Annotated in this window: 10 protein-coding genes and 2 pseudogenes; 5 read left to right on the top strand and 7 right to left on the bottom strand. The window is 55.7% G+C overall.

Translation table 11 applies throughout. The features are described from left to right. Positions 1–134: 134 nt before the first annotated feature. Together AAAB35_RS17145 and AAAB35_RS17150 are read right to left on the bottom strand one after the other, a co-directional pair. On the bottom strand, positions 135–443 hold the full coding sequence (locus tag AAAB35_RS17145; protein WP_340669494.1) for a DUF1236 domain-containing protein: 309 nt from the start codon (positions 441–443) through the stop codon (positions 135–137). A 76-nt stretch (positions 444–519) separates the two neighbouring features. After that, on the bottom strand, positions 520–834 hold the full coding sequence (locus tag AAAB35_RS17150) for a DUF982 domain-containing protein (protein ID WP_340669495.1): 315 nt from the start codon (positions 832–834) through the stop codon (positions 520–522). Positions 835–1,027: 193 nt separating this feature from the next. Here AAAB35_RS17150 and AAAB35_RS17155 point away from each other — a divergent pair, with 193 nt between their 5' ends. The 3 genes from AAAB35_RS17155 (at position 1,028) to AAAB35_RS17165 (ending at position 3,106) form a co-directional block, all read left to right on the top strand. Continuing rightward, complete coding sequence (locus AAAB35_RS17155; protein ID WP_340669496.1) at positions 1,028–1,522, top strand: ferritin-like domain-containing protein; 495 nt, start codon at positions 1,028–1,030, stop codon at positions 1,520–1,522. A 773-nt stretch (positions 1,523–2,295) separates the two neighbouring features. Continuing rightward, positions 2,296–2,787, top strand: a complete 492-nt coding sequence (locus AAAB35_RS17160; RefSeq protein WP_340669497.1) for a YidB family protein — start codon at positions 2,296–2,298, stop codon at positions 2,785–2,787. A 46-nt stretch (positions 2,788–2,833) separates the two neighbouring features. Continuing rightward, entirely contained in the window at positions 2,834–3,106 is a 273-nt protein-coding gene (locus tag AAAB35_RS17165; RefSeq protein ID WP_340669498.1) for a GlsB/YeaQ/YmgE family stress response membrane protein, read from the top strand. Between the two features lie 211 nt (positions 3,107–3,317). On the opposite strand, the gene AAAB35_RS17170 is transcribed toward AAAB35_RS17165, so the two are convergent. Continuing rightward, complete coding sequence (locus AAAB35_RS17170; RefSeq protein WP_340669499.1) at positions 3,318–4,301, bottom strand: NAD-dependent epimerase/dehydratase family protein; 984 nt, start codon at positions 4,299–4,301, stop codon at positions 3,318–3,320. 1,245 nt (positions 4,302–5,546) lie between these two features. Continuing rightward, on the bottom strand, positions 5,547–5,855 hold the full coding sequence (locus tag AAAB35_RS17175; protein WP_340669500.1) for a DUF1236 domain-containing protein: 309 nt from the start codon (positions 5,853–5,855) through the stop codon (positions 5,547–5,549). A gap of 861 nt (positions 5,856–6,716) precedes the next feature. Between AAAB35_RS17175 and AAAB35_RS17180 the strand changes: the two genes are divergently transcribed. Beyond that, positions 6,717–7,049, top strand: coding sequence for a GYD domain-containing protein (locus tag AAAB35_RS17180; protein ID WP_340669501.1), 333 nt, complete (start codon positions 6,717–6,719; stop codon positions 7,047–7,049). A gap of 210 nt (positions 7,050–7,259) precedes the next feature. On the opposite strand, the pseudogene AAAB35_RS17185 reads toward AAAB35_RS17180, so the two are convergent. Further along, positions 7,260–7,562: pseudogene (locus AAAB35_RS17185) on the bottom strand (transposase); the annotation flags it as partial. Positions 7,563–7,669: 107 nt separating this feature from the next. Between AAAB35_RS17185 and AAAB35_RS17190 the strand changes: the two are divergent. Next, positions 7,670–9,562 carry an adenylate/guanylate cyclase domain-containing protein gene (locus AAAB35_RS17190; RefSeq protein WP_340669502.1) on the top strand — a complete coding sequence of 631 codons (1,893 nt, stop codon included), beginning with the start codon at positions 7,670–7,672 and terminating at the stop codon, positions 9,560–9,562. 310 nt (positions 9,563–9,872) lie between these two features. On the opposite strand, the gene AAAB35_RS17195 is transcribed toward AAAB35_RS17190, so the two are convergent. Both AAAB35_RS17195 and AAAB35_RS17200 read right to left on the bottom strand, forming a co-directional pair. Next, positions 9,873–10,676: a hypothetical protein gene (locus AAAB35_RS17195; protein ID WP_340669503.1), complete on the bottom strand. Its 804-nt coding sequence runs from the start codon at positions 10,674–10,676 to the stop codon at positions 9,873–9,875. A gap of 73 nt (positions 10,677–10,749) precedes the next feature. Then, positions 10,750–11,026, bottom strand: a pseudogene (locus tag AAAB35_RS17200) (haloacid dehalogenase-like hydrolase); the annotation flags it as partial.

Genomic DNA, 11,026 nt, shown 5'->3' on the forward strand with positions numbered 1-11,026 from the left:
GAATATGCTTGTCGAGGATGTGGCGAATTCCCTGATCCAAACCCTGGTTGCAAAAGCCCTTCCTGGCAAACCATTAAAATTCGCCCGCCGCCGGTAAATCCGCTCGGCGGGCTTTCTTGCGTTTATGCGATTGGTCATCTTTCGATGATATGCACGACCTTGCGGGTCTGGGGGTCGATCAGCACAGTACGACCATCCATTTGAACGTACTGATACCTGTTCGGCAGTGTGTTTTCGGCAAGTGCGCCCGGCTTGAGTATGTCCGGTATGATCGCCCCGAGTACCAGTTCAAAGTTGGACGGACGTTGGACGACCACGGGATTGGTTTTCACATATTCGCGGACTACAGTTTCCTGCTCGGGCGTGACTACAACAGTCTGGGCAGCCGCGACAGCAGTTCCAGCAAGAAGGATGGTGGCGGCAATCGTGCTTCGGAAAGTCATATCGGCCTCCTGCGTTTATCGTCATTGTAAAACCGCTGTCGGTCGAAAGGGTTCCGCCGCCTTGGCTTTTTGCGTTTCATGGCTGTTTGGGTCTGCGGTGCTTTGCCAGAGTAGTCTGGCGCTTTCCCCACGTCGGATCCGGTTGCCGGTGTAGGCTGTCCGCAATGGGTGTCTCCATATAGATGTTGGCTTCCCTCGCGGCCTCGACGAAAGCCACGCGGGCCACGGCTGGGGAGCAATCACCTGCAAGACACTTCAGCATGATCTCGCGTGCCAGGAGATGCTTAGGTCCGGTCTCGTCAGGCCATTCCTGCAACAGGAACATTGCAGCGTCATAAGCGGACGTGATCGCGACGAGCTGGCCAGGCTTCCGGCCGAACACCCGAACCATCTTGAATGTTCGATAATCTTCACATGCCCCGAAATGTAGGGAGAGATTCCCAGATTTCGAATCAATCAATTTATTGAAGCCAATCGCTTGGTAGGTGGGATCGTTTGTACTTATAGCGGAACCTTACCGTTGGCGATCCGTTCCGTTTTGGTCCGCTGCGTTTTGTAGCAGACATATTAGGAGAAATATTTCCATGACCGAGAAAACACTCCAAACGCTGTTTCACGAAACACTCAAAGACATTTATTATGCCGAAGGCAAGATATTGAAGGCCTTGCCGAAAATGGCAAAGGCAGCAAATTCTCCTGACCTGAAGGCTGCATTCGAAAAACATCGCAGCGAAACCGAAGGCCAGCTCGAACGGCTACAGCAGGTGTTCGAAATCTTTGGCAAACGTGCCCAAGCAAAAACTTGTGATGCCATCGAAGGCATTATCGCCGAAGGCGAAGAGATCATGGATGATTTCAAGGGTCAGCCGGCTCTTGATGCGGGACTGGCTTCGGCGGCACAGGCAGTAGAGCATTACGAAATCGCCAGATATGGCACATTGGCGCGCTGGGCGGGAGAACTCGGTATGAGTGATGCTCAGGAGCTTCTTACCGCGACGTTGCGTGAGGAGGAGGCCACCGACCAGGCATTGACCTCTCTTGCAGAGAAAAAGCTAAACCCATCCGCCCAAGCTGCATGATTTGGCGGGCCGGGGGTGGCGAAAGTCACCCCGTGTCGGCCGCTTACATTGATGTAGTGCCATGCTATGCTATCTGACGCGCCGAAGGTGCTGTTACCATCTTACTCAGATGGCAAGGTGGTCGATCTGTCGATGGAAAGCCAAAAACTGACGCATAATACACGTTCATTTGCCCAAGAAACGAGTGTCAACGCTTTATTGTCAGAATGCCCGGCTCGAACACGTTCCGTCTGCGCAGCGATTGCGGCAATGATGGCCGGGTCGCGATGGCCCAGATCAAACAACCTGAATATCTGTTTTGCCAAGCGATCCGCATAGGGATGGGTTTTCGGGGATCGGCCCAAAATCCTCAGGCGCTATCATGGGCAGTTTGCAGCACAACCCCAGAAGTGGCGGCTGATTTTGGCTTTACGGGCGGGCAACATGTCTGTCTCTCGCAGTTAGTTGGCGGGAGCAGATACTCTCAAGCGTCAGTGGCCGTTTCATGCCTGACGACCTTCAACTAACGCGCTCAAATCATCGGTAAGTCAATTGATCACGCATCAAACTTCGGGCGGTCAAAAGCGACTTCGCAACGCGCCTTACGGAAAGTGTCGACCTGACCACCGAAAATGCAACGATTCCCGCCATGCCTACGTTATAGGCTTACAATTGTTGTTTCGCGAAACTGCTGCAAGGTTATCTGTCCGCGCGACGAACCAGAACTTAATGCCGAAAGCGCCGACAGTCAGTAAGTTGTTGCCCGCCTGGGGCGGATTTAACGGGAGGTAGAAATGGCATCGTCTCGCATGACGGCACTATTGGCCATGCTGGCTGTAGCAGGATGGCAAAACAGAGATAAGCTTGGTGAACTGTTGGGACAGATCACTGGTCAAAAAGCTGGCAACTCTCAGACTGTACCAAATCCTAATGTCAGTACCGCATCAGGTGATACCGGAGGGCTTGGCGGGCTTTTGGGTGGGTTATTTGGGAGCGGCGGCACCCAAGGCGTTTCAGGAGGACTTGGAGATTTGCTGGAAAGCTTCACCGGAAGCGGAAACCGTGATGTGGCAGACTCATGGGTTCAGACTGGGCCTAACAAACCCGTGGAAACAACGCAGATTTCCGATGCGCTTGGATCCGATGTCATCGATCAACTCGCCAACCAAACCGGACTTTCGAGAGATGAACTATTGACCAGGTTGAAGGCCGTTTTGCCGACCGCTGTGGACAAATTGACACCGCTGGGCCGGGTGCCGACCCAAGAAGAAACGTCGCAGTGGTAGCTACCACAACGCTTGTCATTGTCGGTCAGGTTGTGAGGATGGATCGATGGGTATCGTTTGGACAATTATTATAGGCGCAATAGCTGGGACTATAGCGAAGTTTATTGTTCCCGGTTCAAGAAGTGAGCCGAGCGGCTTCGTTCTGACAGCCATTCTCGGAATTGTCGGGGCGATGGTCGCCACTTTCCTCGGACAATCGTTGGGCTGGTATCAGGCTGGCGAAGGAGCAGGCCTCATCGGAGGTATTATCGGAGCGGTCATCGTTCTATTGGTTTGGGGATATTTTGCGGCCCGACGCGGCGCTACCCCACCTCGATAACCTCCTTTATAAAACGCTGATTTTCACAATTGTTGCATGTTGGAAAGCGCTGGCAGTTGGGCAGTTGAGACGCAAAAGAGACGGTAAAAATGTCCGAGCCCAAGTAATCATGCCTCACCATCGCTCTTATGCTCGCTGCAATACCACTCCCTACCGTAGGGGCGATGGTTTCCACACCGCCCGCGCTACCATATGATTGAAGCTGAGCTTTTCACGATAGTTTCGGAAGAGAACCTGAGTAGCGCGCACGCTCGCTCATACTCCAGATTCCCGCCAATTGCCGCGCACTATCCTCAACCGCCACCCATCCTGTCGATTGAAGTTTGGCCGAACTTGCCACAAGGTCCTGGTTGAGCCTCAGCTTGCGTCTTTGTTGATTGGTGAGATTTGCGAGAAAATCCAGAAGCGGCTCAGGCGCAGAAAACAACATGGGAGAACGCCCCTTTCCGCGGCGCACCGCGGCAACAATTTCTCCTATCGTCAAAGCATTCTTGTCCGCGACAATGAATGTTTCGCCGTTTGTCATTGCTTCCGTCAGGCTATGAGCAATCGCTACACAGAGCGCACTACGGTCAAGGAGGGATCGTTTGCCCGAAAAGGAGCCCAGCGGCAAAGGTATGGGCAGCGCCGCAAAGCGCAACAGCGTAGCGAGGTTGCCCGTTGCTCCGGGGCCATAGACCAGCACGGGTCTCAGGATCGTATAGTTTCCCCGGGGCATGGCCGCAGCGATTTCCCGCTCCGCTGCAAGCTTCGCCCTGCCATAATCGTCTGTGGGGTGGGGCGCGTCCGATTCCCGCAGGACGCCGTCGAAAATGCTTCCACATTGTGCCCTTATCGAAGAGGTGAATACGAATTTATCTTTGATAGTCTCACTTGCTGCGTCCGCCAATTTCGCCGTCAGTTCACAGTTGGCCGCATGGTATTCTTCGGCCGAAACAGCACGCTTGGGATGGTGGATAGCTGCAAGGTGGACGACGTGGTGAACGCCCCTGAGGGTATCCTTGTATGAACTTGGCGACCCACTCGGCAAAGGGAGTTGGACGGACTGTAGTGTACCACCAGGAGGCGCTCGTCCTGCCACCACGATGCGGTACCTTCCGGCCAGAAGTAATCGGACCAATTCTGAGCCAATAAACCCCGTTGCGCCCGTTACGAGCACCACCTCTTTTTGTTGACCGGGGTATCGGGCCATCATATTCCCTCACGCGACGGAATTTCGTAGCCAGTCCCAAGCAGCAGATGCCCATCTACCGAAATACCAGCCAACACATGATTATGGCAACGCATACGATGAGAACCGTACCGTAAATCATGAATGAGCCTTGGCTGGGTGACGGAGAGGTTCACCTTCATCGCATTGATTGGGCATCCCGGTCGCTACCCTCTGCGAGCGATTTGGCCGTCATCCATTTCAAAAATGCCGTCCATTCCACCTTGGTCGATGAAGTCAGCTTTAAGCTCGCCCCATGCTCGATGCGGTTCTGGAGGCTGGTGTCCACGTCGAGGAGAGCGGTACTTTCATAGAAGCGCTCACCAGTGCGCTGCCGATTCCGCGAGAGTAATGCAAGTCTGGATGCTGTCAGGGCCATTTGTCGGGTTGTTGAGGAAATACCTGGCATCCCACCCAGGTGAGCAACACGAAAAGGATGCAGATAATGAGCGTGGACATGTCTCTATTGCTAGCCGTGATGGGTGAGGCTCAGCAGAGAAGTTTGAGAAGAGACCGAGCCCCGTTGTTGCTAAATCGCCAGACACAACACACAAAATCTGCGCCTGCACGACCGTTGCGGTCAATTCACGTTGTTGTAAAGGAAAAGCCGGCTACCTTGCAGCGACGTCGCATCGGGGAATGGCCAAACCCCTTCTGTCGTCACGCACCAGCAAGCGCTCCAAAGTGCTGCCATCAACAAGGCAATGCCCACGGTGGTTCTAATACTCAGAAATTTCTGGCTGCCTGAATTCATCGGAAATTCTCCACGGTCTGTGGAAGCATGATCAGTTTGTTGATGTGCATATCATCTGTCAATCGCCCTGCCGGTCAGGTCCGCTGGAAAGGGGCTTTTGTTCGACCTGGGCCCGAGTGAAAGGCTTGTCCCAGTTTGTAGTCACGCCTTAACGTGATGAGAAAATTCGCCCTGTATCCTTCACGATGCAGGGCCTCTTTTGCGTTTGCGACTCGACGAAATGAGATCTGGCCAGTGAAAAGAAGCGTATGCTTCCGCCAGACCACGCTCAATTGGGCGAGATCTTTCTCCTTTCTCCTTGGGAGGATATAAGCGGGTCATTTTCCCTAGAAGGCGTATCTGAAATCGGGAAATCACCACCGGAAAGACCGCCAGCGCCGGCAACATATTAACCTCCGGCTGAGCGAATGTAGTGATCTCTGGTTGCTGAGCGCTTCGCAACCACATCAATTCCCAACGGTCGTATAGCCGATTGGTCATCTTTCGATGATATGCACGACCTTGCGGGTCTGGGGGTCGATCAGCACGGTGCGACCGTCCATTTCGACGTACTGATACCTGGTCGGCATTGTGTTTTCGGCAAGTGCGCCCGGCTTGACTATGTCCGGTATGATCGCTCCGAGTACCAGTTCAAAGTTGGACGGACGTTTGACTACAACGGGGTTGGTTTTCACATATTCGCGGATTACAGTTTCCTGCTCGGGCGTGACCACAACAGTCTGGGCAGCCGCGACAGCAGTTCCGGCAAGAAGGATGGTGGCGGCAATCGTGTTTCGGAAAGTCATATCGGCCTCCTGCGTTTATCGTCATTGTCGGTCGAAAGGGTTCCGCCGCCTTGGCTTTTTGCGTTTCATGGCTGTTTGGGTCTGCGGTGCCTTGCCAGAGTAGTCTGGCGCTTTCCCCATTTCGGGTCAGGCTTGCCAGTGTAGGCAGGCGGCCGTGGTTCCGTCTCCATGTAGATGCTGGCTTCCCTCGCGGCCTCGACGAAAGCAACCCGCGCGACTGCGGCCGAGCAGCCACCCTCGAGGCACTTCAAGAGAATCGCCTTTTGCGATGGACATCTTCGGCCCGCTTTCGTATGGCCATTCCTCCAGCATGAACTTGGCGGCGTCATAAGCCGACGTGATCGCAACACGCTGGCCAGGCTTGCGCCCGAACACCTGTACCGTCTTGAATGTTCTGTAATCCTCATACATGCCCGAAATGTAAGGGAAGTTTTCTAGATTTCGAATCAATCAATTTTATCGTTGCCAAGCCCTGAGGTCGCAATAGGTCCCGGCTCTCGAAGGCGCGGTTGCTGCTCATCTTCGAACTTTTGTTGCCATGACAGGGGAATTTGGTCGCCCCGATAGGGAAGGGCCGGGGTCATGAGCGTGAATTCGCGCCCACGGGGACGGGAAAAAGTCCGGGACCCGGAGCTATTGGGCAATCACGCGGAGGCACGGGCAAGATCGCTTCTAGAACCGCAGGAAACCCGCGTCTCCGTCGCGTAGAGCGCGATGCCGCTCCGAGATGGCCGGGCAACCCAGAATTGCGATCCTCGCGCCGCATACGCGTCGGCATAACTTTCGCGGCAAACGCCAAGATTTAAGATATTATGTATCCGGCAGATCATCCGATCTGCCCGATTGTCAAGGGAGGATGTCATGCCACTGTTCATAGTCACAGGGTGCTATTCAGCCACGGCCGCGAAAGGTATGATTGACAATCCATCGAACAGAGAAAAGGCGGCTCGCGGCATAATGGAAGCCGCAGGCGGGAAAGTGCATTCCTTCTACGTCACGACCGGCGAAACCGACTGGATGGTAATCGCGGAATTCGACGACGGTGCTGACCTGATCCCCGCACTTCTCGTCGTCAGCGCATCGGGAGCAGTATCGAATGTCAAAACCGTGCGGGCATACACGGGCTCGGAATTCAAGGATGCCCAAGAAAAGGCGGGCAAAATAGCGTCTTCCTATAAGACACCAGTAAAATAAACAGACCACTGGTTGAAACATCGCTGGCAGCGGAGCGAACCTCAGCTGCCACTTCCTTCCGGCATCCATTAATCCTGCGCGTCATACAGCGTCTTCCGCCGCGTCCGGGCGGACTTCTCCGCCGGGTCTAGAACCGCAGGAAAACCCCGTCGCCCGTTCGTAGGGCGTGTTCATTGGGTCGGCCGGGTGAAAAGATCGGGGAACCCGGAAAACAAGCCCAAGAACTGGATCATGGCGCAGCGTGTCATGGTCGTCGACGTCCTCGTAACCCAGCGCAATCGCCGCAATGCGTTGCCCGACCAGCGTGCGCACGCTGTGGACCGTGTAATTGGGATCGCGGCCATCCATGAAGCAATCGGTCACCCGCTTGAACAGGCCCGTGACCCTGTCGACGTGGCGAAGCAGAAGGGCGCCAGCATCGGAGGTAATGGCGCCGCCATCAAAACCCGCCACAACTTTGGGCCCATCAAAGCCTTCAAATTCGAGCGGATCGAGAATACACTGTGCTTGCATCGGACACCGTCTTTCAATCTGATAACTCTCTGTTGCAAAAGAAGTTTCTCAGATTCTTGGGGCCGATGCACCCCTTACTTTGAGATATTCAGGCTAGGTCAAATCGAATGGACCGTAAGCTTTCTGCCATTCTCGCTGCCGATGTCGTGGGTTATTCCGCCCTAATGGAACGCGACGAGGCGGGCACGTTTGAGCGTCTTCGCGCTGGACGCCATGAACTGTTCGAACCCGAAATTACTCGCCATCACGGCCAGGTCTTCAAGCTCATGGGCGACGGACTCTTGGCCGAATTTGGCAGTGTCGTGGACGCCGTCGAATGTGCCGTATCGCTTCAGCGCGGACTGGCGGAACGGAACGCCGCAGTGCTCGAGGATCATCGGATTTCGGTCAGGATCGGGATCAATCTTGGCGAGGTGATTGTCGACGGCGATGATCGTTTTGGTGAAGGCGTCAATGTCGCCGCAAGACTTCAGCAGTTGGCGGAACCTGGCGGCATTTGCGTCTCGGGAAAGGTGACCAGGGAGGTCGAAAAGAAGCTGCCATTTGGCTTTGAGCCTATGGGCGATCAGAAAGTCAAAAACATCGCCGAACCGGTGCAAGCTTTTCGCGTAATTCTTGATGGACAAGCTAAACCCCGCAAGGCGAGTCAATTGTCCTCGCGATGGGCTTTCGCAGGATCAGCCGTGATCGCCCTGCTTTTGGTTTTGGCGGGAGTGGTCGCTTGGCAGTTCTGGCCAAGGGAGGCGGCGAGCGGCAAGCCCGCAGTAGCCGTGCTGCCATTCGACAACTATAGCGGCGATGAGGCGACCGGACGCCTCGCTGAAGGTCTCACCGAGGACATCATCACCGATCTGGCGCGGTTTCCGGAATTTCAGGTCATCGACCGCAACTCGACCGAACAATATCGAGGTAGGCCGGCCAGTCCCCTCGAAGTGGGTAAGGCACTCGGCGCGGGATTTGTGGTCGAGGGTTCCATCCAGCACCAGGATGATAGGGTGCGGATTACCGCTCAGCTCATTGACGCAAAAACCGGCAGGCATCTTTGGTCGGAGCGCTGGGACCGGCCCGACAAGGACCTATTCGCCATCCAGACCGAGATTGCCGAGCAACTCTCGAACCGTCTCGGCGGCGGTGCTGGCGTGGTCCAAGAGGCAGGTCGTATCAGCGCTCACCGTAAACGGCCCGAGAATCTAAACGCTTACGAGCTCTACCTTCTGGGCACCGAGAAGCTCGAACAGGTCAATCAGACTGATGTCGAGGAAGCGGTCAGGCTGCTAAGCCGGGCCCTTGAACTAGAGCCCGGACTAGCCCGGGCTTGGGTCGAACTGAGCCATTCCCATTCCTTTCTCGCCAATTTCGGCATCGAACCCGAAAAACATCGCGCACTATCAGCGGAGGCGGCCGAACGCGCAGTTCAACTCGATCCGAGCGATGCAGAGGCACATGTCGTCCGCGGGATCATGCTGGGCAACAAGAACGAATTCGACCGCGCCAAGGTGGAATTTGACACGGCCCTTCGTCTTGGTCCCGGTCAGTTTGAAATACTGACGCAGTACGCCGGCTGGGCATCCACCTTTGGTGAACCCGAGCGTGGCGCGCAGCTAGTCGACGAAGCGGTGGCCCTTAACCCCAGCTATCCGACGTGGAGCGCGAGGATTTTCACCGTCGCCTACTTCATGGCAGGAAGGTATGAAGATGCACTGCGGATGCTGGATCGCGTTGAACCGAAGAACTATGGAAAAGCGCAATGGATCCTGCGGTCCGGCGCGCTCGCGGCACTCGGTCGCACGGAGGAGGCGAAAGCTTCGGTATCCGACACTCTCAAGGCGTTTCCGAATGTCAGTATCGAAGGAATGGCGAACGAACCAGGCTGGAGTGAAGCTGAGCACCAGCGGCTCATTGCCACGATGAAACTCGCCGGCTTTCCGCCATGTGCCAATGCAAACGAGATCGCAAAAATCGAGAAACCCCTGCGCCTGCCGGAATGTGTCTCGAATTGAGAGCAAAGCTGCTAGCAAAGCCGGATATTAACCAGATGGGCGGAAGGCTCCGCTCGTCAGCTCGTAACTGCGGCGAGGCTTGGCAGGAACATGACTCAGCTGTGAAAGCTCGGATCGTTGTGGTTAGCTTCCATAGACCTGACATGCGCGACTCCCTCCTACAGTACACTTTGGAGCGGATTCAATTCTGACCAGACGACCACATCCGGTCGTTAGTCTCGCTCTGTTGAACGAACAGCACACCGCTGCCGGGCGTGGCTCGACACGAATCCTTGCCGGCAGTTGAAGCCACATCACCCCTGTCACGCCACTAGTAGCAAGGCGGATTTGGATAATATCCACAGGGGCCATAGCCGTTGTAATAGGGGCTACCATAGCCGTAGCGATAGGGCAGGGTGGCAGCAGCGCCAACGGCGACCCCAGTCGCAAGTCCCGCACCCGCATACCATGCACCATGATAGTCCGGAGCGTGCCAATAGTTGGCGTGAACGTCGTTGACATGCACATCGCCCATTCGATCGCCGCCGGCGTACCCTCCGTGGAAGTCGCCTTCGCCAAACCCGCCATGAAAGCCACCGCCAAAGCCCCCGCCACCAAAGCCCCCGCCTCCGAAGCCGCCACGGTCGATGAACAGTGCTGCCGGGCCGCTTCCGCCGGAAAGACTTCCTTCAAGAACTGCCGCTTCAAACGTCAGAGTCCCGCCCTCCAACTTTGGGTTCATAATCGTCACTACAGCATCATCGACCTTGGATCCGTTTCCCCCCAGGACCGAAATCGTGGCGTTGGGCGGATCATCGCCAAAACTGCCTTTGCCTTTATCCCATTGCATGATGAACTGCTCAGTGGTGACATGCCCTGCCGCACGAACCGGGCGATCGGCAAAGACGATTGAATTCATCGAGACGCCGGTCATGGTCAACGTCGTCCCCTCCAATTTTGCCCCTGCGGAGTTCAGGACAAACAGCGACGGGACCGGCCCTGTCGGCGTAACCACACCAATGGTTTTCTGCAACGGAACGTGCGGTTTGACATCCGCATCCTGCGCCCATGCACCAACTGCTACCGGGCACACGCCGCCAATCAGGGCAAGAACTGCAAGTTTCTTCGTGAGCATGGTAAACCTCCCGTGTGAGTCGTTGTTAAGCGGTGAGTTAGGACGGCCAGGGGTTTGTGGCCGGGCAGGGCAACTAGTCCGCAAACACGCGCTTCCAGTCCTTCTTCATGCTGATGATAATCCAGCCATTCTTGGTGGCTTCATCACAGAGTTCCTGTGTAAGAGCGCCAACCTTGGTGTCCGGTAGGCCCGTCGCCGGACCGTAGGCGTATTCCCTCTCGGTATCGTCGTGCAGCAGCAGCATGGCGAACCGCGGACCGTCACCGGCCTCGGTATATTCCAGCATCTGCTGGTCGCCCGTGGAATTGCCCGCTGCGAACACCGGCTGGCGGCCAATCATCAGATGAATG

Source organism: Phyllobacterium sp. (assembly GCF_037994425.1).
Lineage (GTDB): Bacteria > Pseudomonadota > Alphaproteobacteria > Rhizobiales > Rhizobiaceae > Phyllobacterium.

What these genes read in the sequence shown, in the direction of transcription:
- AAAB35_RS17145 (WP_340669494.1), bottom strand. Translation starts at nt 443, where the DNA reads ATGACTTTCCGAAGCACGATTGCCGCCACCATCCTTCTTGCTGGAACT.
- AAAB35_RS17150 (WP_340669495.1), bottom strand. Translation starts at nt 834, where the DNA reads ATGGTTCGGGTGTTCGGCCGGAAGCCTGGCCAGCTCGTCGCGATCACG.
- AAAB35_RS17155 (WP_340669496.1), top strand. Translation starts at nt 1,028, where the DNA reads ATGACCGAGAAAACACTCCAAACGCTGTTTCACGAAACACTCAAAGAC.
- AAAB35_RS17160 (WP_340669497.1), top strand. Translation starts at nt 2,296, where the DNA reads ATGGCATCGTCTCGCATGACGGCACTATTGGCCATGCTGGCTGTAGCA.
- AAAB35_RS17165 (WP_340669498.1), top strand. Translation starts at nt 2,834, where the DNA reads ATGGGTATCGTTTGGACAATTATTATAGGCGCAATAGCTGGGACTATA.
- AAAB35_RS17170 (WP_340669499.1), bottom strand. Translation starts at nt 4,301, where the DNA reads ATGATGGCCCGATACCCCGGTCAACAAAAAGAGGTGGTGCTCGTAACG.
- AAAB35_RS17175 (WP_340669500.1), bottom strand. Translation starts at nt 5,855, where the DNA reads ATGACTTTCCGAAACACGATTGCCGCCACCATCCTTCTTGCCGGAACT.
- AAAB35_RS17180 (WP_340669501.1), top strand. Translation starts at nt 6,717, where the DNA reads ATGCCACTGTTCATAGTCACAGGGTGCTATTCAGCCACGGCCGCGAAA.
- AAAB35_RS17190 (WP_340669502.1), top strand. Translation starts at nt 7,670, where the DNA reads ATGGACCGTAAGCTTTCTGCCATTCTCGCTGCCGATGTCGTGGGTTAT.
- AAAB35_RS17195 (WP_340669503.1), bottom strand. Translation starts at nt 10,676, where the DNA reads ATGCTCACGAAGAAACTTGCAGTTCTTGCCCTGATTGGCGGCGTGTGC.